Here is a 25,816-nt window from a genome sequence, read left to right as displayed (position 1 = left end):
GCTGCCGATGGAGCTCCCCCGGCCGTAGGTGGGGGAGGGTGGTGGGCCGGTGACGGCCTGGGCCCGTCCGCAGCCGGTGCGGACGCGTCAGGCGACACTACGGGGTCGAGCGTACGGCAAGCCCGACCCCGCGCGTCGCTCCGGCCGCCCGGTTCGGCGGCCGGTTCAGCGGCGTTCCTGCTTGGTCTTGCACGGCACGCACAGCGTCGCCCGCGGGAAGGCCTGCATCCGGGCCTTGCCGATGGCCTTGCCGCAGGACTCGCAGATGCCGAAGCCGACGCCCTCCAGCCGGCCCAGCGCGCGCTCGGTCTGGGCGAGGCTGTCGCGCGCGTTGTTGGCCAGCGCCAGCTCGCTCTCCCGCGAGATGTTCTTCGTCCCGGCGTCCACCTGATCGTCGCCGGCCCCGTCGTTGGAGTCGCGCATCAGGCCGGAGATGGCCGCCTCGGCGGCCCCGATCTCGTTCTGCAGCCGCTCCAGCTCGCTGATCAGCTCGTCGTGCAGCTCGTGGACCTCCTCGGTGGTCCACGGGTCCTCGCCGGGCAGGACCGGCAGCGTGGCCGGGTCCACGGACTCGGCCCCGCGCGGCACGGTGACGGTGTCGGTGCTGGACTTCGGTGCGGTAGTGGTCACGGTCCCCTCCCCTGGATCGACCGCCACGGCCTTGCGTGCCCGCTTGGTGGCGGTACCCGCGCCGGTTCCCTTCTCAGCCATGGCTTCGACCCCATCTACGAACGAATCGAGCCGCCGGTTCCCGGCGGCTTCCAGTGCCGGAACGATAATCCCGATCAAAACCGGTCACAACATGACATACCGACGCCTCGCAACGATCCCACCCAGGCAGCCGCCACGGCCGCCACGCCCCGCGCTGACAGGGTTGTGCCCAGATCACCCCCGCCTAACCACGACCCCGACGACCGCCCTGACCAGCCCCGCCGCCCGCCCGGACGGCCGCCCGCCCGAAACGGTTTGGACAAACCGACTCGCCCGGCCGATACACTGGCCCTGCAAGGCGCAGATGGGACGAGTACCGACGTACGCAGCCACCAGCGACCCGGGGACGGTGCGAGCCCGGGGGTGTGCACGGCGGGAAGATCACCCCGGAGCCGCCGGAAGAACGGCCGCCGCGAACCCCGCAGCGGCCCACTAGACCCGGCAGCAAGCCCAAACAAGAGGGCCGCGAGCGCAACACCGCGGCCAAGGAGGGTGGTACCGCGGGGCGGCCTGGCCGTCTCGTCCCTCCGGAGGATCCAGTCACAGCATCCGCCGGAGGTAGACGCCCGCGATGAGCAGCTCCTACAACCCCGTCCCGGCGCAGGTGGACCTGCCTGCCCTGGAGCACCAGATCCTGTCGTTCTGGCAGGACAACAAGATCTTCCAGCGTAGTCTGGAGCAGTCCGAGGGCCGCCCCGAGTGGGTGTTCTACGAGGGCCCGCCGACCGCCAACGGAATGCCCGGCGCCCACCACATCGAGGCCCGCGTCTTCAAGGACGTCTTCCCGCGCTACCGGACGATGAAGGGCTACCACGTCGCCCGCAAGGCCGGCTGGGACTGCCACGGCCTCCCGGTCGAGCTCGCCGTCGAGAAGGAGCTGGGTTTCTCCGGCAAGCAGGACATCGAGGCGTACGGCATCGCCGAGTTCAACGCCAAGTGCCGCGACTCGGTGACCCGCCACACCGACGCCTTCGCCGAGCTGACCACCCGCATGGGGTACTGGGTCGACCTCGACGAGGCCTACCGGACGATGGACCCGTCGTACGTCCAGTCCGTCTGGTGGTCGCTCAAGCAGATCTTCGACAAGGGCCTGCTGGTCCAGGACCACCGGGTCGCCCCCTGGTGCCCGCGCTGCGGCACCGGCCTGTCCGACCACGAGCTGGCCCAGGGCTACGAGACCGTGGTCGACCCCTCGGTCTTCGTCCGCTTCCCGCTGACCGGCGGCCCGCTGGCCGGCCGGGCCGCGCTGCTGGTCTGGACGACCACCCCGTGGACCCTGGTCTCCAACACCGCCGCCGCCGTCCACCCCGAGGTCACCTACGTGGTGGCCACCGACGGCAACGAGCAGCTGGTCGTGGCCGAGCCGCTGCTCGCCAAGGCCCTCGGCGAGGGCTGGGAGACCACCGGCGAGTCCTTCACCGGTGCCGAGATGGAGCGCTGGTCCTACCGCCGCCCCTTCGACCTGGTCGAGATCGAGAACGCGCACTACGTCCTCAACGCCGACTACGTCACCACCGAGGACGGCACCGGCATCGTCCACCAGTCCCCCGCCTTCGGCGCGGACGACCTCGCGACCTGCCGCAAGTACGGCCTGCCGGTGGTCAACCCGGTGCTGGCCGACGGCACCTTCGCCCCCGAGGTCCCGCTGGTCGGCGGCCAGTTCTTCAAGAAGGCCGACGAGGCCCTGGTCGCGGACCTCAAGGAGCGCGGCCTGCTCTTCCGCCACCTGCCGTACGAGCACAGCTACCCGCACTGCTGGCGCTGCCACACCGCCCTGCTCTACTACGCGCAGCCGTCCTGGTACATCCGGACCACCGCCGTCAAGGACGCGCTGATCCGCGAGAACGAGGCCACCAACTGGTTCCCGGAGACGGTCAAGCACGGCCGCTTCGGCGACTGGCTGAACAACAACATCGACTGGGCGCTCAGCCGCAACCGCTACTGGGGCACCCCGCTGCCGATCTGGCGCTGCGAGGAGGGCCACCTCACCTGCGTCGGCTCGCTGGCCGAGCTGACCGAGCTCACCGGCACCGACCAGAGCGGCCTCGACCCGCACCGCCCGTACATCGACGCGGTGACCTTCGCCTGCCGCGACTGCGGCGGCACCGCCACCCGCGTGCCCGAGGTCATCGACGCCTGGTACGACTCGGGCTCGATGCCCTTCGCCCAGTACGGCTACCCGTACCAGAACAAGGAACTGTTCGAGAAGCGCTATCCGGCGCAGTTCATCTCCGAGGCGATCGACCAGACCCGCGGCTGGTTCTACACGCTGATGGCGGTCGGCACCCTGGTGTTCGACAAGAACAGCTACGAGAACGTCGTCTGCCTGGGCCACATCCTGGCCGAGGACGGCCGCAAGATGTCCAAGCACCTGGGCAACATCCTGCAGCCGATCCCGCTGATGGACCAGCACGGCGCCGACGCCGTCCGCTGGTTCATGGCGGCCGGCGGCTCGCCCTGGTCCGCCCGCCGGGTCGGCCACGGCACCATCCAGGAGGTGGTCCGCAAGACCCTCCTCACCTACTGGAACACCGTGGCCTTCCAGGCCCTGTACGCCCGCACCTCGAACTGGGCGCCGTCCGCGAGCGACCCGGCCCCGGCCGACCGCCCCCAGCTGGACCGCTGGGTGCTCTCCGAGCTGAACACCCTGGTCCGCGAGGTCGACGCGGCCTTCGAGGCGTACGACACCCAGCGCGCCGGCAAGCTGCTCTCCGGCTTCGTCGACGACCTGTCCAACTGGTACGTCCGCCGCGGCCGCCGCCGCTTCTGGCAGGGCGACGCCGCCGCGCTGGCCACCCTGCACGAGGCGCTGGAGACCGTCACCCGCCTGATGGCCCCGCTCACCCCGTTCATCACCGAGCAGGTCTGGCAGGACCTGGTCGTCCCGGTCGTCGCCGACGCCCCGGCCTCGGTCCACCTGGCCACCTGGCCGCAGGCGGACGAGTCGCTGATCGACGCCGACCTCTCCCGCCACATGGCGCTGGTCCGCCGTCTGGTGGAACTCGGCCGGGCCACCCGCGCCGAGTCCGGCGTGAAGACCCGTCAGCCGCTCTCCCGCGCGCTGATCGCGGCCCAGGGCTGGGAGGAGCTGCCGGCCGACCTGCGCGCGCAGATCGCCGAGGAGCTCAACGTCTCCACCCTGGAGTCCCTGGCGGAGGTCGGCGGCTCGCTGGTCGACACCAGCGCCAAGGCCAACTTCCGCGCGCTGGGCAAGCGCTTCGGCAAGGGCGTGCAGGACGTCGCCAAGGCGGTCGCCGCCACCGACGCCGCCCGCCTGGCCGCCGAACTGCGCGCCGACGGCCGGACCTCGGTCGAGCTGAACGGCGAGACGGTCACCCTCTCCCCGGACGAGGTGATCATCACCGAGACCCCGCGCGAGGGCTGGGCCGTCGCCAACGAGTCCGGCGCCACCGTCGCCCTCGACCTGGCCATCACCCCGGAGCTCAAGCGCCTCGGCGTCGCCCGCGACGCCATCCGCCAGATCCAGGAGGCCCGCAAGAACTCCGGCCTGGACGTCGCCGACCGCATCGTCCTGCGCTGGCGCGCCACCACGGAGGAGACCGCCGAGGCCATCGCCGAACACGGTCCCCTGGTCGCCGAGGAGGTCCTCGCCACCGACTTTGCCGCCGGTACGGCCGACTGGGACTCCGAGACCTTCACCGACGAGTCCCTGGGCCTCGCCTTCCAGCTCCGCAAGGCCTGACCCCCGACGAAGCCGCCGTCCCCGCCCGGGGACGGCGGCTTCGCCGTCCCCGCCCCCGCCTCCCGTCTCCCCCGCTCCCCCTCCCCGACCCGCCGGGGGCGCGGGACGACCCCGGTGCGCCCCTCCCCACGTCCCTCCCCGGGCACACCAAAGGCGCCCCCTCCCCGACCCGGAAGTCGGAGAGGGGGCGCCCTCGGAAGGTCCTGCTACAACCTCAGTTGTCGCCGTCCTCGTCGATCAGGAAGCCCCGCATCGGCGCCGGAGCCTGCTGCATCGGCTGCGGCGGCTGCGGCCGGACGGCCGCCATCGGCTGGGTCATCCCGGCCGGCTGCATCTGCGGAGCACCGCTGTTGCCGCCGTTGGACTGCCCGAAGCTGGGCGCCGGGGCGTTGCCACCGAAGGAGGTGTTCCCGCCGAAGGACGGCGAGCTGCCACCGAAGGACGGCTGGTTGCCACCGAAGCTCGGCGCACCGCTGCCCATCGAGCCCGCACCGGCCGGCGTCATCGACGAGGCCGCCGGCGGCAGCGACGCGGTGGCGGGGATCCGCGGCGGAGCGAGCGAGTCGTCGGCCTGCGACTCCAGCTGGCGCAGCTGGGTCTCCAGGTACGACTTCAGGCGCGTGCGGTACTCACGCTCGAAGGCCCGCAGGTCCTCGACCTTGCGCTCCAGCGTGGCCCGCGCGGACTCCAGGGAGCCCATCGCGACGCGGTGCTTCTCCTGCGCGTCCCGCTCCAGGGCGTCGGCCTTGGCACGGGCGTCGCGCTCCAGGCCCTCGGCCCGGCTGCGCGCCTCGCCGACGATCTTGTTGGCCTCGGAACGGGCCTCGGAGATCGCCTGGTCGGCGGTCTGCTGGGCGAGCGCCAGGACGCGGGCGGCGCTGTCGCCACCGGGACCCTGCTGCTGCATCGGGGCGCCCATGGGGCCGCCCATCTGCTGCGGGCCGCCCATGGGGCCGCCCATCTGCTGCATCTGCTGCTGACCCATGCCCTGGCCCATGCCCTGGCCCATCGGGTTGCCCATCTGCTGCGGGCCACCGGGGCCGCCCATGGGCTGCAGCATCTGACCGCCCATCGGCTGGACCAGCTGCTGCTGGCCGCCCATGGTCTGGTTCATCTGCTGCTGCGGACCACCGGCCGGCGGGAGCTGCGGCGCGGAGCCGGCGGGCAGGCCGAGGGGCTGGTTGCCCATCTGCTGCTGCGGGCCACCGGGGCCCATCTGCTGCGGACCACCCGGACCCATCTGCTGCGGGCCGCCGGGGCCCATCTGCTGCGGGCCGCCCGGGCCCTGCTGGCCGGGGACCGGCGGGCCGGATATGGCGGCCGGCACCGGGGCGCCACCCTGGCGGGGGGCGTCCTGCGGCGGCTCCTTGCGCAGGTTGGCCTGGTTCTGCGCGGCGGCACGAGTCGCGGCGGCCAGCTTGGCGCGCAGGTCCTCGTTCTCCCGGAGGAGGCGGGTCAGCTCCGCCTCGACCTCGTCGAGGAAGGCATCGACCTCGTCCTCGTCATAGCCTTCACGCAGGCGGACGGTCGTGAACTGCTTGTTCCGAACGTCCTCGGGGGTCAATGGCATCTCTTCACCTCAACGTGATCGTCGGCACACCGGCATCCTGTCGCATCGCTCACCTACGACTAGGGGTGCACAAGCGAGATCAGGACATACACAATGATCATCAGTACGAAGAAGGACAGGTCGAGCGCCACGCCCCCGAAACGCAACGGCGGAATGAGCCGCCGAAGAAGCTTGAGCGGCGGATCCGTGACAGTGTACGTGGCCTCCAGGACCAGGACCATGGCCTTGCCGGGCCGCCACGAACGCGCGAACTGGAAGACCCAGTCCATGACCAGCCGCACGAGCAGGAACACCAGGAAGACGGTCAGGGCGTAGTAGAGCACCGCCCACACGATGTCCATCGCGTTTCCCTCTCCCCGCTCCCGGGCCCTGGGGCCCGCCGCTCGTCACCTGTCGCCAACCACTGTTGATCAGATCCACACGTAAAGTCGTGGCCGGGTCAGCTCTGGTTGAAGAACCCACCCTCGGCGATCCGAGCCTTGTCCTCCGCCGTGACATCGACGTTAGCAGGCGACAGCAGGAACACCTTCTGCGTCACGCGCTCGATACTGCCGTGCAGACCGAAGACGAGTCCAGCGGCGAAGTCTACGAGCCGCTTCGCGTCCGTGTCGTCCATCTCGGTCAGATTCATGATCACAGGAGTGCCGCCACGGAACTGTTCCCCGATGGTACGGGCCTCGTTGTAGGTCCGCGGGTGCAGCGTGGTGATGCGGTAGGGCTCTCGTTCGTTCACTACCTTGGGCATGATCACCGGGGCGCTCTTCTCCAGGTTGTGGCGGCGTTCGGGTGTGATGGACGACACTGGGGCCATCCTCGGGGTCTCCTGCCGGATCGGCACCGCCGCCGGCACCGGCTGCGGGGTGATCGAGGAGACCGGTGCGGGCGTGGCGGCGGCCGCGGCGGCCGGCCGGGGAATGTCCTCGGTCCGCTGTCCCGTCCGGATCGGCTCGGGGTCCGCGTCGTAGTCGTCGTCGGGGTCGTACCCCTGGCCGTCGTACGTCTCGTCCTCCACGAGGCCGAGGTAGACCGCCATCTTGCGCATTGCGCCGGCCATGCTCCTGTCTCCTCCGCTCATGGCCACCTCGCTGGCGCTCGGTGGCTGCTCCGCGAAGCCGCGCCCCTTCCGATGGCCGCTCGCTTCGCTCGCTCCGTGCGGACCGGCTCCGTCCCGGCGGCCCGGGCCGTACGGCCCTGCCTGCGGACTCCGCGGTCCATCCACGACGGCGCGTCAGGCCGACGGCCCGTCAGGGTTCGTGGAGCGGGACCCGCGGAGCTGCGATCCACGGTTCGCTAGCGCTCCGGAGAGCTGCTAGATTCTGTCCTATTTTGTCCTGCAGTCTGATCTACTTACTCGGTGACGTTACCTGAGGGGTGACCTCACTCCGAGTACCGCCGTTCCGACGCGCACATGTGTCGCTCCGGCGGCAATCGCCTGCTCAAGGTCACCGCTCATCCCTGCGGAGACCATGGTGGCAGCAGGATGGTCCGTCCGTACGGCGGTTGCGATTTCCGCCAGCCGATCGAAGGCAGCCGCCGGGTCCCCGGCCAGCGGACCGGCCAGCGGAGCGACGGTCATCACACCGTCCAGCCGCAGCCCGGGCGTGTCGGCGATCGCGTCGGCCAGCCGCGCGACGTCCTCCGGCGCGACCCCGGCCCGGTGCACCCCCTCGCCGTGCTCCTTGTCCAGCGCCACCTGCACCAGGCAGCCCAGCTCCGGACGCTCCGACTTGAGCACGGCGGCGGAGAGCGACTCCACCAGTCTCAGCCGGTCCACCGAGTGCACGTGGTTCGCGTACCCGACGACCGAGCGGACCTTGTTGGTCTGCAGCTGTCCGACGAAGTGCCAGTCAAGAGGAAGGTTTCTGCACTGTTCCGCCTTGGGCGCGGCGTCCTGGTCGCGGTTCTCCGCGACGTCGGTCACACCCAGTCCGGCCAGCAGCGCGCTGTCCTCGGCGGGGTAGGTCTTGGTGACGACGATCAGCGTGACCTCGTCCCGGGCGCGCCCGGCGGCCGCACAGGCGGCCGCGATCCGGCGCTCGACCACCTCAAGGTTGGTCCCGAGCTCCTCGTACCGGGCCCGCCGGCCCCCGGTCAGTGCGGCCAGCCACCTCTCATCGGGGAAGAAGGGGGCGGGCCCGCCCGGGAACGGTCCGTAGATGTCGTTCGTCATCAGTGATCAGAGCCCAACCAGACGTAGCTCGCGAGCCGGCCCGTGCGCTGCTCACGACGATAGGAGTAGTGATCGGCGGATTCGAGGGTGCAGACGGATGAGCGCACCACCTCGTTGACCCCCATCGCGGCCAGCTGGGCCGCGACTCCCTCCGGCACGTCCAGGGCCGGGGTCCCCCAGGAGGTCTCGGCGAAGGCCTGCGGCACCACGGCCGCGACCTCGTCGCGCAGCCCGGCCGGGACCTCGTAGCAGCGGCCGCAGACCGCGGGGCCGGTGGCGGCGGTGATCCGCCCGGGCTCGGCCCCCAGCTCGACCATCGCCCGGACGACCGCGGGCACCACCCCGGCGGCCAGCCCGGGCCGGCCGGCGTGCGCCGCGCCCACGACGCCCGCCACGGGGTCGGCCAGCAGGACCGGGGTGCAGTCGGCGGTCAGCACCGCCAGCGCGAGCGGCCGGTCGGTGACCACCGCGTCCACCGTCGGGGCCTCCCCGAGCGGCTGGCGCTCCGTCACCACGGCGACCTCGGCGCCGTGCACCTGGTTCATCCACACCACGTCGGCCGGTTCGAGCCCCAGCTCGCGGGCAGCGAGCGCCCGGTTCTCCCGGACGGCGTGCGGGTCGTCGCCCACCGCGCCGCCGAGGTTGAGCTCCCCGTACGGCGAAGTGCTCACCCCGCCCCACCGGTCGGTGAAGGCGAAGTGAGCACCCGCGTGTACTGCGTGATCGATCACTTAAGGAAGTCCGGGACGTCGAGCTCCTCGGCCGGGCTCTCCACGTACGGCTGCCGGACCGGCTGGACCTGCGGCGGCACCGGGGCGGCCGCGGTCGTGGCGGCCGGGGTCTCGGCCGACCGGCTCGGCGAGGCGGCCGGGGACTCGCCCTCGGAGCGGGACGTCACCGAGCCGATGCTCCCGTACGACGGGCGGCCGGCCGGGCGCTCCGGGGCGGCCGGCGGCGTGGCCGGGCGCTCCGGCGCGGCGGTGGACTTGACCACCGGCTCGCGGACGATCGCCGGCGGCTGCCCGCCGTCGAAGCCCGCCGCGATGACGGTGACCCGGACCTCGTCGCCGAGCGCGTCGTCGATGACCGCACCGAAGATGATGTTGGCCTCGGGGTGGGCGGCCTCGCTGACCAGCTGGGCCGACTCGTTGATCTCGAACAGGCCGAGGTCGGAGCCGCCCGAGATGGAGAGCAGCACGCCGCGGGCGCCGTCGATCGAGGCCTCCAGCAGCGGCGAGGAGATGGCCATCACGGCGGCGGCCTTGGCGCGGTCCTCACCACGGGCCGAGCCGATGCCCATGAGCGCCGAACCGGCGTCCGACATGACGGACTTGACGTCCGCGAAGTCGAGGTTGATCAGGCCCGGGGTGGTGATCAGGTCGGTGATGCCCTGGACACCGGAGAGCAGGACCTGGTCGGCCGAGCGGAACGCGTCGAGCACGCTGACCTGGCGGTCCGAGATGGACAGCAGCCGGTCGTTGGGGATCACGATGAGGGTGTCGACCTCTTCGCGCAGGGCGGCGATGCCGTCCTCGGCCTGGTTGGCCCGGCGCCGGCCCTCGAAGGTGAACGGACGGGTGACCACGCCGATGGTCAGGGCGCCCAGGGAGCGCGCGATGTTGGCGACGACGGGCGCGCCGCCCGTGCCCGTGCCACCGCCTTCGCCGGCGGTCACGAAGACCATGTCGGCCCCCTTGAGGACCTCCTCGATCTCCTCGCGGTGGTCCTCGGCCGCCTTGCGGCCGACCTCGGGGTTGGCGCCGGCGCCGAGGCCCCGGGTGAGTTCACGGCCCACATCGAGCTTGACGTCGGCGTCGCTCATGAGGAGGGCCTGCGCATCGGTGTTGATCGCGATGAACTCGACGCCCTTGAGACCGACCTCGATCATCCGGTTGATGGCGTTGACACCACCGCCGCCGATACCGACGACCTTGATGACTGCGAGGTAGTTCTGCGGTGCTGCCACGTCGAAGGCCTCTCGCCTCGAATTTCCGGGTCGGCCCGGCCCGGCGAGGGTCCGTTCCGACGGATGTCGATGGGTAGGGAGGCCTGGTTCCTGACTGAATGTCCGAAATGCCGACCGCCGACCCCAACCCTAAACTTGACCTTTAGGGTTAGTACTGTGCCTCCGTCACATCACCAAGGGACACAGTCTGGTGACACAGGACACTAGGTGGCCCCGGGCACGTGTTTCAACGACACACGCCGAGCTTCCCTTTTTCTTTTGAGCCTATGTGATCATCAGCCGGCTTAGGAAACCGGGGTGACCACCAAGGGTCGGGCCGACACTTCGAGGCGTCAACCCCTCCCTCAGGCACAGAACCTACCGGATCATCCCGACACCGCCGGCGCCTCAGGCGCCGTCACGTCGAAGTTCGTACCCTTCTGACTCATCAGTGCCACCAGCACCCGGGCTTTCCGGTCGATTTGTTCCGGGCTCCCCCAGCGCACCGTCGCACCCCCGCTGAGCTGCAGTTCGATGTCGTCGTACGAGTGCACCAGCACCGCGCCGGCCCGCTTGGCGACCTCCGGCGGCAGCCCGGCGGCCACCGAGACCGCGCCCTGGACCAGCTGCGAACGGGAGATCACCCCGTCCACGTCGTTCGCCTGCTGACTGAGTCGCAGCTCCACCACGGGCACGCCGTCCGGCGGAGCCGCCTCGGTGGCGAAGCTCACGCCCGTGGCATCCACCTGGGTGAACCGGCCGTCCTCCCCCTTGACGGCGGCCACCGCCTTGCGCTCGGCGACCTTCACCTGCAGGGTGTGCGGCCAGCCCCGCCACACCTCGGCCTTCGCCACCCGGGGGATCGCCTCCACCCGGCGCCGGACGTCGTCCAGGTCCACCCTGGCCAGCGGGCCGTCGCCGAGCCCGCCGACCGCGTCGCGGACCTGGGCCGCCGTCAGCTTGTCGTCGGTCGCGCCCTGGACGGCGACACTGCGCACGTCCAGCACCGACGAGTAGAACACCAGCCAGGCCAGCCCGCCCAGCACCGCGGCGCCGAGCGCCCCCAGCACCACGATGCCCCGCCGGGAGAGCCGGAGGCGAGGAGCGGACTCCTCGTCCTCCAGCTCCGCTTCGAGCGGGTCGGCGGGCCGGCCGTCAGCCACGGCGGCGGCCGCCGCGGTGGGCCTGGATCGCCTCGTAGACCATGCCGACCAGGAGGTCGTCGGCGTCCCGGCGGCCGAACTCGGCGGCGGCCCGGCTCATGTCCCACAGCCGCTGCGGGTCGGTGAGCACCGGCAGCACGTTCTGCAGCACCCAGTCCGGGGTCAGCTCGGCGTCGTCCACCAGCAGGCCGCCGCCGGCCTTGACCATCGGCTGGGCGTTCAGCCGCTGCTCGCCGTTGCCGATCGGCAGCGGGACGAAGGCGGCGGGCAGGCCGACGGCCGCCAGCTCGGCCACCGTCATGGCGCCGGCCCGGCAGAGCATCATGTCGGCCGCCGCGTAGGCGAGGTCCATCCGGTCCAGGTACGGCACCGGACGGTACGGCGGCATCCCGGGGACGTCCGCGACCTGCGGCAGCTCGTTCTTCGGGCCGACCGCGTGCAGGATCTGCACGCCGTACTGCTGCAGCCGCGGGGCGATCGCGGTGACCGTCTCGTTGAGCCGACGGGCGCCCTGGGAACCGCCGGAGACCAGCAGGGTGGGCAGCCGCTGGTCGAGGCCGAAGTAGTGCCGGGCCTCCGGACGGGCCGCGTTGCGGTCCAGGGTCGCGATGGTCCGGCGCAGCGGGATGCCGATGTACCGGGAGTCGCGCAGCTTGCTGTCGGGCGTGGAGACGGCCACGAAGTCGCTGTAGCGGGCGCCGATCTTGTTGGCCAGGCCCGGGCGGGCGTTCGCCTCGTGCACCACGATCGGCACGCCGGCCCGCTTGGCCGCCAGGTAGGCGGGCATCGCGACGTAGCCGCCGAAGCCGACCACAGCGTCCGCGTTGACCCGCTCGATGATCTCCTGGGCGGCCCGGACGGTGCCGCGCAGCCGGCCGGGGACGGTGATCAGCTCCGGGGTGGGCTTGCGGGGCAGCGGGACGGCCGGGATGAGCTCCAGCTGGTAGCCGCGCTCGGGTACCAGTCGGGTCTCCAGACCGCGCTCGGTGCCCAGGGCGGTGATCCCGATGGACGGGTCGTGCCTGCGGAGGGCGTCCGCGAGGGCCATGGCCGGCTCGATGTGACCGGCGGTCCCCCCGCCGGCGAGTACGACATGCACCGAAATTCACCGCTCCCTGCGTGCCGGCCCTGGGGCCGGGCGCGCTGTGGTTCGTCGTCGTGGCAGCACCCGGGCCAGTCGCTTCCTGATCCGGGAGTTCTTGCTCCGGGCGGCCAGGGCCGCCTTCGCGCCCGAGGTGCTGCGTGCCAGGCACAGCAGCACACCGATCGCGGACATGGCCGACAGCATGGCGGAACCGCCGTAGGAGAACAGCGGGAGCGGGACGCCCGCAATGGGCAGCAGTCCCAGCGCCGACCCCAGGTTGATCATGGCCTGCGCCATGATCCAGGTGGTGGCGGCTCCCGCGGCGTACCTGACGAACGAGTCCTTCGTGCCGATGGCCACACGGATACCCGCGTAGCCTAGTGCCGCGAAGAGACCGATCACCGACAGCGTCCCCACCAGGCCCAGTTCCTCGCCGGTCGCGGCGAAGATGAAGTCGGTGTGCGCCTCGGGCAGCTGGCCCCATTTCTCGACGCCGGCACCGAGGCCGGTGCCGAAGCCGCCGCCGTTCGCGAACGCGAAGACCCCGTGCAGGGCCTGGAAGCAGGCGCCCTCGGGGTCGAGCTTGGTCACGCCGATGCAGCCCAGCCGCTCCGCCCGGTGCGGGACGGTCACGACGAGGGCGGTGCAGACCACCACCGCCACGCCGACGGTGGCCACGAACAGCCGCAGCGGTGCTCCGACCATCCAGAGCAGCGCGAACACCATGGCGACCAGGATCATCGAGGTGCCCATGTCGCCGCCGAACATGATCAGCGCGAGCAGCAGCAGGGCCCCCGGCACCAGTGGCACCAGCAGGTGCTTCCAGGAGTTCAGGGTGCCGGCCTTCTGCTTGCGGGCGAGCAGGTCGGCGCCCCAGAGCACCAGCGCGAGCTTGGCGAACTCGGACGGCTGGAACTGGAAGAAGCCGAAATCCAGCCAGTTCTGGTTGCCGTTGATCCGCACCCCGATGCCCGGTACGGCGACCAGCGTGAGCGCGCCGATCACCCCGATCATCACGGGATAGGTGATCACCCGCAGCACCGCCACCGGGACGGAGGCGAAGCAGATCAGCAGGACCAGGCCGAGGATGGCCGCGATCAGCTGCTTGAGGAAGTAGTACTGGGCCGAGTGGTGCTGGTTCAGGGCGAGGATCTGCGAGGCCGAGAAGACCATCATCAGGCCGAGCACGACCAGCAGCAGGGTGCTTCCGATGACCAGCAGGTACGGCGTGAGCGGCCGATCCAGCCAGTACCCGAGCCGGGCCCGGAAGGCCTGGACACGGGCCAGCGGACCGGCCGACTTGTACTTGGTCGTGGTGGCGGAGATCACTCGCCACGGCTCGGCGGCGTCCTGCTCGCGCACGCCGGATTCCGCCCTGCCCTGCCCCGCCACCACTCCCCGCTCTCCGTACGCTGCGGCTCCTCCGCCGGTGCCGCAGCCCTACTCCCCGGCGTCCGCCAGCTCCCGGACGGCCGCCGCGAACATGTCGCCGCGCTCGCCGTAGTTGGTGAACATGTCCATCGAGGCGCAGGCCGGGGCCAGCAGCACCGTGTCACCCGATCGGGCGAGCGACGCGGCCGTGCGGACGACCTCGGCCATCGCCACCGCGCCAGTCTGGCCCTCGGCCGCCTCGATCACGGGCACATCCGGAGCGTGTCGTTCCAGCGCCTCGCGGATCAGCGCCCGGTCCTGCCCGATCAGCACCACCGCGCGCAGCCGCTCGGCCGCGCCCTGTACCAGGTCGTCGAAGGTCGCGCCCTTGGCGAGGCCGCCGGCGATCCAGACGATCGGCCGGTAGGCCGCCAGCGAGGCGGCCGCGGCGTGGGTGTTGGTGGCCTTGGAGTCGTCGATGTACGTGACCTCGCGGACCACGCCGACCTCGGCGATCCGGTGGGCGTCCGGGCGGAAGGCCCGCAGGCCCTCCCGGACGGCCTTCGGCTCGACGCCGTACGCCCGGGCCAGCGCCGCCGCGGCGAGCGCGTTGGCGATGTTGTGCGGCGCCGGCGGGTTGACGTCCTCGACGGCCCCGAGCTCGGCGGCGTTCTTGGCCCGGTCCTCGACGAAGGCCCGGTCCACCAGCAGCCCGTCCACCACGCCGAAGTTCGACGGGCCGGGCGCGCCGAGGCCGAAGCCGATCGCCCGGCAGCCCTCCTCGACGTCGGCCTCCATGACCAGCGCCTCGGTGGCCGGGTCGGCCAGGTTGTACACGCAGGCGACGACGTTGCCCTCGTAGATCCGGCCCTTGTCGGCGGCGTACGCCTCCATCGAGCCGTGCCAGTCGAGGTGGTCGGGCGCCAGGTTGAGCACCGCGGCCGAGTACGGGCGCAGCGAGGGCGCCCAGTGCAGCTGGTAGCTGGAGAGTTCGACGGCGAGCACGTCGTACGGCTCCTCGGCGAGCACCGCGTCCAGCACCGAGACCCCGACGTTGCCGACGGCGGCGGTGCGCTTGCCGGCGGCGGTGAGGATCGAGGCGAGCATCTGGACGGTGGTGGTCTTGCCGTTGGTGCCGGTGACGGCCAGCCAGGGGGCGGGCTCGCCGGTGCCCGGCAGCGGCTTGCGCAGCCGCCAGGCGAGCTCGACGTCGCCCCAGACCGGCACCCCGGCCGCCCCGGCGGCGGCGAACAGCGGGCTGTCCGGCGCCCAGCCGGGCGAGGTGACGATCAGCTCGGTGCCCTCGGGCAGGCTCGCGCCGTCGCCGAGGCGCACGGCGACGCCCTGCGCCTCCAGCTCGGCGGCCCGGGCGACCAGGCCCGGCCCGCTGCCGCCGTCCACGACGGTGACGCGGGCGCCGAGGCCGTGCAGGACGCGCGCGGCGCTGATGCCCGAGACGCCGAGTCCGGCGACGACGACGGGCAGCTCAGTGAAGTCAGGATTGATCATCCGGTCCGGTATCCCGCGTAGAAGAGGCCGAGGCCGACGGCCACGCAGAGGCCCTGGATGATCCAGAAGCGGACCACGACCAGGACTTCGCTCCAGCCCTTGAGTTCGAAGTGGTGCTGCAGCGGTGCCATCTTGAAGACGCGCTTGCCGGTCATCCGGAAGGAGCCGACCTGGATGATCACCGACAGGGTGATGATCATGAAGAGGCCGCCGAGCAGGATGAGCAGCAGCTCGGTGCGGGAGCAGATCGCCAGACCGGCCAGGGCGCCGCCGAGGGCGAGCGAGCCGGTGTCACCCATGAAGATCTTGGCGGGCGAGGTGTTCCACCACAGGAAGCCGAAGCAGGAGCCCATCAGGGCGGCCGCGACCACCGCGAGGTCCAGCGGGTCGCGGACGTCGTAGCAGGCGTTCGTCGCGGAGAGGAAGTAGGCGCAGCTCTGCCCGTACTCCCAGACGCCGATGAAGGTGTAGGCGCCGAAGGCCATCACCGAGGCGCCGGTGGCGAGGCCGTCCAGACCGTCCGTCAGGTTCACGCCGTTGGAGGTCGCCGCGATCATGAAGTACGCGAAGATGACGAACAGCACCGGGCCGATCGACCACTTGAAGTCGCGCACGAAGGACAGCGACTGCGAGGCCGGGCTGAGCCCCCGGTCGTCGTGGAACTGCAGTGCCAGGACCGCGAAGACCAGGCCGACGATGGACTGGCCGGCCAGCTTCGCCTTGGCCCGCAGACCGAGCGAGCGGCGCTTGACCACCTTGATGTAGTCGTCCAGGAAGCCGACCAGGCCGAGGCCCGCGGTCAGGAAGAGCACCAGCAGCCCCGAGGCGGTCGGGGACTCGCCCGTTATCGCCTTGGTGGCGAAGTACGCGATCAGGGTCGCCAGGATGAAGGCGATGCCGCCCATGGTGGGCGTGCCCTTCTTGCTGTGGTGCGCCTTGGGGCCGTCGTCGCGGATGTACTGGCCGTAGCCCTGCCGGGCCAACAGCTTGATCAGGGCGGGCGTGCCGACCAGCGAGAGGATCAGGCCGATCATCCCGGAGATGAGGATCTGCTTCATCATCGGGCAGCACCGTCCGCAAGGAGGGCCTCGGCCACCTTCTCCAGCCCCACCGAACGGGACGCCTTCACCAGGACCACATCCCCCGGCCGCAGCTGACTGCGCAGCAACTCGACCGCCGCGTCCGCGTCGGACACCAGCACCGACTCCTCACCCCACGAACCTTCGTTCCTCGCGCCGAGTTCCATGCAGGCCGCCTCGCGTCCGCCGACCGCCACCAGCTTGGTGACGTCGAGCCGGACGGCGAGCCGCCCGATGGCGTCGTGCTCGGCCAGGCTCTCCTCGCCGAGCTCCCGCATCTCGCCGAGCACCGCCCAGGTACGGCGGCGCTCCGGACCGCGTCCCCCCATCGAGACCAGCGCCCGCAGCGCGGCCCGCATCGAGTCGGGGTTCGCGTTGTAGGCGTCGTTGACGACGGTGACACCATCGGCCCGGTCGACGACCTCCATGCGCCAGCGGGACAGCGCACCCGCCTCGCCCAGGGCGGCGGCGGTGTCGTCGACGGACATCCCGAGCTCCACCGCCACCGCGGCGGCGGCGAGGGCGTTCGAGACGTGGTGCTCACCGTACAGGCGCAGCTGCACGGGCGCGGAACCGGCCGGGGTGGTGAGCGTGAACGATGGCCGTCCGGTGGCGTCCAGGCGAACGTCCGTCGCCCGCACGTGGGCGTCCGGGGACTCCCCGAAGAGGACCACCTTCGCCTTGGTGCGGGAGGCCATCGCGCGCACCAGCCGGTCGTCCGCGTTGAGGATCGCCGTCCCCTCGGCGGGCAGTGCCTCGACGAGTTCGCCCTTGGCCTCGGCGATCGCCTCCTTGGAGCCGAACTCGCCGACGTGGGCGGTGCCGACGTTCAGCACCACGCCGACCCGGGGCGGGGTGACCGAGGTGAGGTACTCGATGTCGCCCTTGTGCCGGGCGCCCATCTCCATGACCAGGTGCCGGGTGCCGGCCTCGACCCGCAGGGCGGTCATCGGGTGGCCGATCTCGTTGTTGAGCGAGCCCGGCGGGTAGACCGTCGCACCGTGGCGCTGGAGCACCTGCGCGATCAGGTCCTTGGTGCTGGTCTTGCCGGCCGAGCCGGTCAGCGCGACCACGGCGGTGCCCTCGGCGCGGGCGACCACGGTACGGGCCAGCCTGCCGAGCGCCTCCACCACGCTGTCGACCAGGACGGCGGGCACGCCGACGGGGCGGGAGGCCAGCACCGCGACGGCGCCGGCGTCGATCGCCGTGGCCGCGAAGTCGTGGCCGTCCACGTTCTCGCCGACGAAGGCCGCGAACAGGCCGCCGGGGCTCACCCTGCGAGAGTCGACCTCGACCGGGCCGGTGACCAGGGTGTCCGGATCGGCGCCGTCCAGGGTGCCCCCGACTGCGGCGGCCACCTCGGCGAGGGTCAGTGCGATCACTGCTGCTCTACTCCTCGGTCGCCCCGCACGGCGGTGGTCCGCGCGATGGACTCGCGCAGCACCTCCCGGTCGTCGAAGGGGCGGATCTCGTCTCGTACGTACTGGCCGAGCTCGTGGCCCTTGCCGGCCACCAGCACGGTGTCCCCCGCCTGGGCGCGGGTGACGGCCAGCCGGATCGCCTCGGCCCGGTCGGGGACGACCAGGACGTCCCCGCGCTCGGCCTCGGGCACCCCGGCGGCGCCGGTCAGCATAGTGGCGAGGATCGCCAGCGGGTCCTCGCTGCGCGGGTTGTCGCTGGTCAGCAGGGCGGTGTCGGCGAGGCGGGCGGCGATGGCACCCATCGGGCCGCGCTTGTGCGGGTCGCGGTCGCCGCCGCAGCCGACGACGACGTGCAGCCGGCCCTTGGTGACCTCGCGCAGCGAGGCGAGGACGGCCTGCAGGGCGTCCGGCTTGTGCGCGTAGTCCACGACGGCGACGAACGGCTGGCCGGCGTCGACCCGCTCCAGCCGGCCGGGCACGCCGGGGACGGCGGCGACGCCGGCCACGGCCTGCTCCAGCGGCAGCCCGGCGGCGACCAGCAGGGTGATCGCGGCGAGCGCGTTGGAGACGTTGAACGGGCCGGGCAGCGGGACGGCGGCATCGGCCTCGGCGCCGTCCGGGCCGAGCACCCGGAAGGTGGAGCCGACCGGGCCGAGCACGACGTCCACGGCCCGCCAGTCGGCCCGCGGGTCGCCGGCCGCGGAGAAGGTCGTCACCGGGATCTTGGCCTCGGCGGCGAGCCGGCGGCCGTACTCGTCGTCCACGTTGACCACGCCGCGGCGGGACTTGCCGGGCTGGAAGAGCCGGGCCTTCGCCTGGAAGTAGTCCTCCATGTCCGGGTGGAAGTCGAGGTGCTCGGGCGTGAGGTTGTTGAACAGCGCGACGTCGTACGCGACGCCGTCGGTGCGGCCGAAGACCAGGGCGTGGCTGGAGACCTCCATGGTCACCGCGTCGGCGCCGCGCTCGGCCATCACGCCGAGGATCGCGTGCAGGTCGGTGGCCTCGGGGGTGGTGCGCTCGCTCTTGATCCGCTCGTCGCCGACCCGCATCTCGACGGTGCCGATCACACCGGGGTGGCGCCCGGCGCCGCGCAGACCGCCCTCGACCAGGTACGAGGTGGTGGTCTTGCCGTTGGTGCCGGTCAGCCCGATCATCAGCAGCCGCTCGGAGGGGCTGCCGTAGACGATCGCGGCGAGCTCGCCCATGACGGCCCGCGGCCGCTCCACGACCAGCAGCGGAAGGCCCGTGCCGGCCGCCAGCTCGGCCCCGGCCCGGTCGGTGAGCACGGCCACCGCACCGGACTCGGCGGCCTTGGCGGCGAAGGCCGCGCCGTGGTGGTTGGCTCCGGGGAAGGCCACGTACACATCGCCGGGGCGGACCGCGCGGGAGTCGTGGGTGACGCCGGTGACGGCACCGCCCTCGACGGGCGCGAGACCGAGCCGGACGGCCAGCTCGGTGAGCGGCAGAGCGACGGTCCCGGTCGGGCGGGGCGGACTCACGGTGGTTTGATCGGGTTTCGGCACGGCGCGAAGGCTATCCGCCGAAGGGTGCCCAGGGCCAAACCGGCCCTGCGCCGCGCCGTCGTCCAGCCCGGCCCGCTCGTTGCTCATGCTCGCTCACGGCTTCCACTCGACTGGCAGGTTGGGCGCCTGGCTGCCGCTCGGCGGGACCTGCAGGGTCTTCAGGGTGAACTCCATCACCTGCTTGAACACCGGCCCGCACAGCTGCCCGCCGAAGTGGCCGTTGACCGGGCCCTGAAGGGTGCAGGAGACGGTGACCCGGGGGGCGTCGGCCGGGGCGAAGCCGATGAACGAGGCGGTGTAGCCGTCGTAGCCGACGCCGTTGGCGGCCCCCCGGTCGGCGGTGCCGGTCTTGCCGGCGACGCGGTAGCCGGGGATGGCTGCCTTGCCGCCGGTGCCCTGCTCGTCGTCGACGACGGACTCCAGCATCGAGGTGAGGGTCTTGGCGGTCTGCTCACTGACCACCCGGGTCTGCTCACCCGCTGGCGTCGGGCTGTACTTGCCGTCCGGGCCGGTGATGCCCTGGACGATGCTGGGCGCGACCCGCACCCCGCCGTTGGCGATGGTCGAGTAGACCGAGGTGGCCTGCAGCGCGTTCATCTGCAGCGGCCCCTGGCCGAAGGAGATGTTGTACTTCTCCGAGGCGACCAGGTCCTCCGGCTTCTTGAGCATCCCGGAGGCCTCTCCCGGGAAGTTCAGGCCGGTCGGCTGGGCGACGCCGAACTTGCGCATGTAGGCGTCCAGCACCTTGTTGGCCTGGAGCTGGTCGCCGCCGCCGAGGGTCTCGATCGCCTCGATGGTGCCGATGTTGGAGGACTTGGCCAGCACCCCGGCCAGGGTCAGGTACCAGGGGTCGTGGTTGACGTCGTCCTTGAACTGCTGGCCGGCCCGGACCAGCCGGTTGGGGACGGTGACCTTGGTGTCCCAGGTGGCCTTGCCGGAGTCCAGGACGGCGGCCAGGCTCATCAGCTTGGCGGTGCTGCCCGGTTCGTACGCGTCGACCAGGGCCGGGTTGCCCAGCTGGGCCTGCTTGGACAGGCTCAGGTCGTTCGGGTTGAAGCCGGGCGCGGTGGCCATCGCGAGGACCTGGCCGGTCTTCACGTCCTGGACCACCACGTAGCCCTTCTCCGCGCCGGAGTTGGCCACCTGGTCGGTGATCGCCCGCTGGGCGGCCCACTGGATGTCCCGGTTGACGGTCAGCTTCACGTCGCTGCCGGGCACGGCCGGGTCCATCGAGCCCCCGGCGGTGGGCACCAGCCGTCCGCCCGCCTGGGCGTAGCTGCTGTGGCCGTCCTTTCCGGCCAGCTGCTGCTGGTACTGCAGCTCCAGGCCCCCGGCGCCCGCGCCCTCGCCGTTGACGAAGCCGACCAGGTTGGCGGCCAGCCCGTCGGCGGGGTAGACGCGCTTCTGGGTCTCCCGGTTGAACACCCCGGCCAGCGGGTTGGCGCACTCGTTGTCCACCCGGGTGCGCCCGCCCTGGTCGGCGGGCTTGCCGAGCTGCTTCTTCTGGAGCTGGCAGGCCCGTGAGCCGGCCTGCTTCTCCAGGCTCGACTTGAGGTCGCTGATCTGGTTCTTGGCGGCCGGGGTCTGCTGGGCGGCGAGCCGCTTGTAGCGGGTCTTCGGGGTGTGCAGGTCGGCGGCGATCCGCTCCTTGGGCACGCCGAGGATCGGCGACAGCAGGGCGGCCGCCTGCTCCGGCGCGTCCGGGATGCCGGTCGCGGCCGGGGTGAACATCGCCGGGTCGGCGGTGATGTCGTACGCGTCGACGGTGGCGGCCAGGGCCACCCCGTCGGCCGACGTTATCGAGCCGCGCTCGGCGGTGATCGGGATGTTCAGGTAGCGGTTGGTGTTGGCGTCGGCGGCCAGCGCGTCCGCGTCGACCAGCTGGAGCTGGACCAGGCGGCCCGCGAAGACCGAGAACACCAGCGACATCACCACGGTGATCACCCGGAGCCGGCGCTTCGGCTCGGCCAGCTTCAGCGCCTTGGCGCGCTGTGGCAGCCGGCTCTTGGGGCGCGGCCGCACCGCTGCCTGGCTGCGGGCCGGGGGGCGGCCCTCGGGGCTTCGCGGCTGCGGCGTGCGCGGGGTCGTCCGACCGGCCGCAGCCTTGCCGGGCTGGGCCTTCGCCGACTGGCCGCGCACCGGCTGGCCCTTCGCGGACTGGCCCTTCGCGGGCTGACCCTTCGCAGGCTGGCCCTTGGCGGACGCGGTGCGGCCGGCGGCGGACTGGCCGCGCGGCGCGGCGCTCCGGGGCACCGGGCGGCGGCCGTTGCCGGAGCCGGAGCCGGAGCCGGAGCCTCCGGAAGGCTGACGGGGCGTCGTCATCGACCGGCACCCCCGCTCGGCTGCGCGGTCGGGGCCGGGTTGAGCTGGATGACCGAGTCACCGGCCGAGGCCGCCGTCGTCGGAGTGGCGGGGACGGGCGGAGCGGTCGGCGCGGCCGCCGGAGCCGGCGGCTGGGCGGCCGACGACTGCCCGGCGCTCGGCTGGGCGCCGCCCGCTACGGGCTTCGTCGGCCAGGGCTCGGCCGTCGAACGCTTGACCGGTGGGCTGTCCTGCGCCGGGCCGGGCGTGCCGACCACCTTGCCCCCGTTCGGGACGTCCAGGAAGGCCATCCCCCCGGCCGGGACCATGCCCAGCTCGGCGGCGCGCCTGGCCAGCGCGTCCGGGGCCGAGCTCTGGTCGATCTGGTGCTGCAGGCTCTGCTGCTCGTCGGTCGCCACGGTGGTCTGCTTCTGCAGTCGGGACAGCTCGAAGGAGCCTTCGTTGAGCGCGGTGTTCAGCGCCAGCAGCCCGAGCAGGCCCGCCGCCAGCAGCACCACGACGAGCACCGCGAACGGCGTGCGCCCCCGGACCGGGCGTTTCCCCGGCCGGACCGTGATGCGTGCCCTGCCCTGTCCGGGGAGTCCTCCCCGCCCCGCCCGGACCTCACCGGCCACCGGCCCCACTTGCCTTCCCTCCGCCCTTCGGACCCCGCCGGGGCCGGTTCGTCAGCCCCGCTTGCGTCGGTCCCTGATCCTCTCCGCCACCCGCAGCCGCACGGGCGCGGCACGCCGGTTCTCCTCGATCTCCTCCTCGGTGGCCAGCTCGGCACCGCGGGTGATCAGTTTGAGCCAGGGCTGGTGCTCCTCCGGGATGAACGGCAGCCCCGGCGGGGCGGTGTTCGTCGCCCCGGCGGCGAAGTACTGCTTCACCAGGCGGTCCTCCAGGGACTGGTAGGACATCACCACGATCCGACCGCCGATCGCGAGGGCGTCCAGCGCCCCGGGGATCGCCCGGTCCAGGACCTCCAGCTCGCCGTTGACCTCGATCCGCAGTGCCTGGAACGTCCGCTTCGCCGGGTTCCCGCCGGTGCGGCGGGTCGCCGCCGGAATGGCGTTGCGCACCAACTCGACCAGACGCGCGCTGTTGGTGAACGGTTCCTTCTCCCGCTCCCGCAGGATCACCGAGGCGATCTTCCCGGCGAACCGCTCCTCCCCGTAGACCTTGAGGATCCGGGCCAGGTCGCCGTGGCTGTAGGTGTTCAGCACCTCCGCCGCGCTGATCCCCCGGGTCTGGTCCATCCGCATGTCCAGCGGAGCGTCCTGGGCGTACGCGAAACCGCGGTCCGCCTCGTCCAGCTGCATCGAGGAGACGCCGAGGTCGAACAGGACGCCGTCCACGCGGTCGATGCCGAGCCGCTCCAGCACCTCGGGGATCTCGTCGTAGACGGCGTGCACCAGGGTCGCCCGGTCGCCGAACGGGGCCAGCCGCTCGCCGGAGAGCTTCAGCGCCTGCGGGTCACGGTCCACCGCGACGAGCCGGACCTCCGGGAACTGGGTGAGCAGCGCCTCGCTGTGCCCGCCGAGGCCGAGGGTGGCGTCCACCACCACGGCGCCGGGACGGGAGATCGCCGGCGCCAGTGCGTCCATGCACCGCTGCAGCATCACCGGAACGTGCTTGGGGCCCGGTTCGTTGGTGGTCATGCGCGGTGGCGCCCTTCCTCGGTGCGGAGCAGCCCGACGTCCGGGAGCTGCGACCATTCTCGCCCACCGTGTCCCGGCACGACGAAGCGGCCCGTGGTCCCCGCCCGCTCAAGGGGAAGGTCGTGACCGCCCGGCGCCGGGGAAGGTGCGCCAGGTGGGCACGGAGCGGGTGGAGGCCACGGACCGCGTCGACCGGGCCGCACCGGCCGGGAAAGCCCGGTTGACGGGCCCCGGCGGGTGTGCTCCACTGCGCCGCAAACTCTATCGCCCGGGCCCTGCCAGTCAATGGTCCGCTCCGGCGCACCACCCGGGCGGCGGTACGGATCACTGCAGGTCGCGGCCGTTGGGGTGGCCCCCGGGCCGCCCGACCCGGGGGCCCGCGACGACCGCCGCGCGCCCCCCGCCCCGCGACCGCGTACGACCCATCCGGGACCAGCTCGGACAAACCCTCCGGTTGTGGCTATGCACTCGATCACAGCCGCCTGTTCTGTAGCTCTCCACCCCACCGCGGACACCGGATCGGCACTAACGTCGCCGACATGACAGTGACCCCCGACCGGCCCGCGCCGAACGCCGCTGCCGCCCCTGCCCGCCCCACGATCATCGACCGCTTCGTCTCGTCCAACCGCGAGTACGCGGTGACCTTCCAGGACGGCGGCATGGACGCCCGCCCGGTGCAGAAGATCGCCGTGGTGGCCTGCATGGACGCCCGCCTCGACCTGTTCGCGGCACTCGGCCTCGAACTGGGCGACGCGCACGTCATCCGCAACGCCGGCGGGGTCGTCACCGACGACACCATCCGGTCCCTGACCATCAGCCAGCGCGCCCTCGGCACCCGCTCGATCGCGCTCATCCACCACACCGGCTGCGGTCTGCTCGGGCTCACCGAGGACTTCCGCCGCGAGCTGGAGCTGGAGGTCGGCCAGCGCCCGCAGTGGGCCGTGGAGTCCTTCGTGGACCTCGACGGCGACGTCCGCCAGTCCATGCAGCGCGTCCGCACCTCGCCCTTCCTGCCGCACACCGACGACGTGCGCGGCTTCGTCTTCGACGTCCACACCGGCCTGCTGCGCGAGATCGACTAGGGCTCGTCTTCAAGCCCCCGTCGTCCGCCCGGAGGGCGGGCGGGGCGGCGTCGGGGTGCGTGCATCGCAAGGCGGAGGACGGGGGCACCTCCCGGCCGGAGGCCGGGGGCCATCGGCGACCGACGACAACGCAGCGAGGTGCGTGGCCCCGGGGCACCTCCCGGCCGCCAGGCCGGGGGAGCGTCGCCCCGCAGGAGGGTTTGAAGACGGGCCCTGGGCGCGGCCCGGGAGCGCCCGGGGGCGGTCGAGCCGTGCCCGGGCATTCGGGGTCGGCCGAATGGTGACTTCTGGCCACCGCGCGGGGGAGAATGCGCCTGCCGGTCGGACCCCGAACCACCTGGGGCGGCCGGGCCGCAGGCCGCCTCCCCGACGCCGGATCCGCCATCGGAACCGACCCCGGGACGGCCGCGTCAAGCATGGGGTGGGGTCCGGCCTCGGGACGGGGCGGGCACAGGGTGCCAGGGAGCGTAAACGGGTGACGAGCTACAACGATCAGGCCGGTCTCGGCGGTCCTGCGGGGGGCGAGCAGAGGACGGACGGGCACCAGCGGGTCGGGCTCCCCGAGCTCGCCGCGGTCGTGGACCGGGTCCGCGCCAACGTCGAGAGCGTGATCGAGGGCAAGCCGGAGGCCGTCCGGATCGCCCTGACCGTCCTGCTCGCCGAGGGCCACCTGCTGCTGGAGGACGTGCCCGGCGTCGGCAAGACCATGCTGGCCAAGGCGCTCGCCCGCTCGGTCGACTGCACCGTGCGCCGCATCCAGTTCACGCCCGACCTGCTGCCCTCGGACGTCACCGGCACCAACATCTACGACCAGCAGCGGCACGACTTCGAGTTCCGCCCGGGCGCGATCTTCGCCCAGATCGTGGTCGGCGACGAGATCAACCGCGCCTCGCCCAAGACCCAGTCCGCGCTGCTGGAGTCCATGGAGGAGCGCCAGGTCACCATCGACGGCACCAGCTACGAGCTGCCCTCGCCGTTCATGGTCGTGGCGACCCAGAACCCGGTCGAGATGGAGGGCACCTACCCCCTCCCGGAGGCCCAGCGCGACCGCTTCATGGCCCGGATCTCGATCGGCTACCCCAGCCCCGAGGCCGAGCTCGCGATGCTGGACGTGCACGCCGGCGCCAGCCCGCTGGAGGACCTCCAGCCCGTCGCGCACGCCTCCGACATCCTCAAGCTGGTCGACCTGGTCCGCACCGTGCACATCGCCGACCCGGTCCGCCGCTACGCCGTCGACCTGGTCGGCGCCACCCGAAGCAGCCACGAGCTGCGCCTGGGCGCTTCGCCGCGCGCCACCCTGCACCTGGTCCGGGCCGCCCGCGCCGCCGCCGCGCTGGACGGCCGCGACTACGTCACCCCGGACGACATCCAGCGCCTCGCCGTCCCGGTCCTCGCGCACCGCCTGATGCCGACCGCCGAGACCCAGCTCAGCCGCCGCACCTCCGAGCAGATCGTGGCCGACCTGGTCGCCCGGCTGCCGCTGCCGCGCCCGCAGGGCGGCCCGGCCGTCCGGAGGGGCTGAG

The 25,816-nt window shown here is 72.3% G+C and carries 20 protein-coding genes; 3 read left to right on the top strand and 17 right to left on the bottom strand.

What is annotated here, in order from left to right:
* Positions 1-165: 165 nt before the first annotated feature.
* Complete coding sequence (locus ACZ7KX_RS12640; RefSeq protein ID WP_350522488.1) at positions 166-630, bottom strand: TraR/DksA family transcriptional regulator; 465 nt, start codon at positions 628-630, stop codon at positions 166-168.
* Positions 631-1,282: 652 nt separating this feature from the next.
* Here ACZ7KX_RS12640 and ileS point away from each other — a divergent pair.
* The gene (gene ileS, locus ACZ7KX_RS12635; RefSeq protein WP_470326437.1) at positions 1,283-4,414 is read left to right on the top strand and encodes an isoleucine--tRNA ligase; all 3,132 of its coding nucleotides are present in this window, start codon (positions 1,283-1,285) and stop codon (positions 4,412-4,414) included.
* 214 nt (positions 4,415-4,628) lie between these two features.
* On the opposite strand, the gene ACZ7KX_RS12630 is transcribed toward ileS, so the two are convergent.
* The 16 genes from ACZ7KX_RS12630 to rsmH all read right to left on the bottom strand — a co-directional run bounded on the left by ACZ7KX_RS12630 (position 4,629) and on the right by rsmH (position 23,211).
* The gene (locus ACZ7KX_RS12630; protein WP_470326436.1) at positions 4,629-5,984 is read right to left on the bottom strand and encodes a DivIVA domain-containing protein; all 1,356 of its coding nucleotides are present in this window, start codon (positions 5,982-5,984) and stop codon (positions 4,629-4,631) included.
* 59 nt (positions 5,985-6,043) lie between these two features.
* Complete coding sequence (locus ACZ7KX_RS12625; RefSeq protein ID WP_030060143.1) at positions 6,044-6,325, bottom strand: YggT family protein; 282 nt, start codon at positions 6,323-6,325, stop codon at positions 6,044-6,046.
* Positions 6,326-6,423: 98 nt separating this feature from the next.
* Positions 6,424-7,038, bottom strand: a complete 615-nt coding sequence (locus ACZ7KX_RS12620) for a cell division protein SepF (protein ID WP_030060144.1) — start codon at positions 7,036-7,038, stop codon at positions 6,424-6,426.
* A 306-nt stretch (positions 7,039-7,344) separates the two neighbouring features.
* Positions 7,345-8,154, bottom strand: a complete 810-nt coding sequence (locus tag ACZ7KX_RS12615) for a YggS family pyridoxal phosphate-dependent enzyme (protein ID WP_470326435.1) — start codon at positions 8,152-8,154, stop codon at positions 7,345-7,347.
* A complete protein-coding gene (gene pgeF / locus ACZ7KX_RS12610) occupies positions 8,154-8,885 on the bottom strand; it encodes a peptidoglycan editing factor PgeF (RefSeq protein WP_470326434.1) in 732 nt (243 codons plus the stop codon). The genes ACZ7KX_RS12615 and pgeF overlap by 1 nt, the downstream gene beginning before the upstream one ends.
* Complete coding sequence (gene ftsZ, locus ACZ7KX_RS12605) at positions 8,882-10,120, bottom strand: cell division protein FtsZ (RefSeq protein ID WP_470326433.1); 1,239 nt, start codon at positions 10,118-10,120, stop codon at positions 8,882-8,884. Before ftsZ ends, pgeF begins: the two co-directional genes overlap by 4 nt.
* 365 nt (positions 10,121-10,485) lie before the next feature.
* On the bottom strand, positions 10,486-11,262 hold the full coding sequence (locus ACZ7KX_RS12600; RefSeq protein ID WP_470326432.1) for a cell division protein FtsQ/DivIB: 777 nt from the start codon (positions 11,260-11,262) through the stop codon (positions 10,486-10,488).
* Positions 11,255-12,361, bottom strand: a complete 1,107-nt coding sequence (gene murG / locus ACZ7KX_RS12595) for an undecaprenyldiphospho-muramoylpentapeptide beta-N-acetylglucosaminyltransferase (protein ID WP_350522495.1) — start codon at positions 12,359-12,361, stop codon at positions 11,255-11,257. The genes ACZ7KX_RS12600 and murG overlap by 8 nt, the downstream gene beginning before the upstream one ends.
* A gap of 6 nt (positions 12,362-12,367) precedes the next feature.
* Positions 12,368-13,708, bottom strand: coding sequence for a putative lipid II flippase FtsW (gene ftsW, locus ACZ7KX_RS12590; protein ID WP_396547604.1), 1,341 nt, complete (start codon positions 13,706-13,708; stop codon positions 12,368-12,370).
* Positions 13,709-13,786: 78 nt separating this feature from the next.
* On the bottom strand, positions 13,787-15,226 hold the full coding sequence (gene murD / locus ACZ7KX_RS12585) for a UDP-N-acetylmuramoyl-L-alanine--D-glutamate ligase (RefSeq protein ID WP_470326431.1): 1,440 nt from the start codon (positions 15,224-15,226) through the stop codon (positions 13,787-13,789).
* Positions 15,223-16,284, bottom strand: coding sequence for a phospho-N-acetylmuramoyl-pentapeptide-transferase (gene mraY, locus ACZ7KX_RS12580; protein ID WP_470326680.1), 1,062 nt, complete (start codon positions 16,282-16,284; stop codon positions 15,223-15,225). Before mraY ends, murD begins: the two co-directional genes overlap by 4 nt.
* Positions 16,284-17,687 (bottom strand): UDP-N-acetylmuramoyl-tripeptide--D-alanyl-D-alanine ligase, encoded by a 1,404-nt coding sequence (locus tag ACZ7KX_RS12575; RefSeq protein WP_470326430.1) that lies wholly within the window; start codon positions 17,685-17,687, stop codon positions 16,284-16,286. Before ACZ7KX_RS12575 ends, mraY begins: the two co-directional genes overlap by 1 nt.
* Positions 17,684-19,249, bottom strand: a complete 1,566-nt coding sequence (locus ACZ7KX_RS12570) for a UDP-N-acetylmuramoyl-L-alanyl-D-glutamate--2,6-diaminopimelate ligase (RefSeq protein WP_470326429.1) — start codon at positions 19,247-19,249, stop codon at positions 17,684-17,686. Before ACZ7KX_RS12570 ends, ACZ7KX_RS12575 begins: the two co-directional genes overlap by 4 nt.
* A 93-nt stretch (positions 19,250-19,342) precedes the next feature.
* Complete coding sequence (locus ACZ7KX_RS12565) at positions 19,343-21,571, bottom strand: peptidoglycan D,D-transpeptidase FtsI family protein (RefSeq protein ID WP_470326428.1); 2,229 nt, start codon at positions 21,569-21,571, stop codon at positions 19,343-19,345.
* Complete coding sequence (gene ftsL, locus ACZ7KX_RS12560; RefSeq protein ID WP_470326427.1) at positions 21,568-22,077, bottom strand: cell division protein FtsL; 510 nt, start codon at positions 22,075-22,077, stop codon at positions 21,568-21,570. The genes ACZ7KX_RS12565 and ftsL overlap by 4 nt, the downstream gene beginning before the upstream one ends.
* 159 nt (positions 22,078-22,236) lie before the next feature.
* A complete protein-coding gene (gene rsmH, locus ACZ7KX_RS12555) occupies positions 22,237-23,211 on the bottom strand; it encodes a 16S rRNA (cytosine(1402)-N(4))-methyltransferase RsmH (RefSeq protein WP_470326426.1) in 975 nt (324 codons plus the stop codon).
* A 539-nt stretch (positions 23,212-23,750) separates the two neighbouring features.
* Between rsmH and ACZ7KX_RS12550 the strand changes: the two genes are divergently transcribed.
* Together ACZ7KX_RS12550 and ACZ7KX_RS12545 are read left to right on the top strand one after the other, a co-directional pair.
* Positions 23,751-24,293 (top strand): beta-class carbonic anhydrase, encoded by a 543-nt coding sequence (locus ACZ7KX_RS12550; RefSeq protein WP_470326425.1) that lies wholly within the window; start codon positions 23,751-23,753, stop codon positions 24,291-24,293.
* Between the two features lie 577 nt (positions 24,294-24,870).
* Positions 24,871-25,815, top strand: coding sequence for an AAA family ATPase (locus ACZ7KX_RS12545; protein WP_470326679.1), 945 nt, complete (start codon positions 24,871-24,873; stop codon positions 25,813-25,815).
* Position 25,816: the final 1 nt, after the last annotated feature.

Source organism: Kitasatospora sp. NPDC038210 (assembly GCF_055600605.1).
The sequence above is the reverse complement of the archived record's forward strand: the minus strand, read 5'-3'. Positions and strand labels throughout refer to the sequence as shown.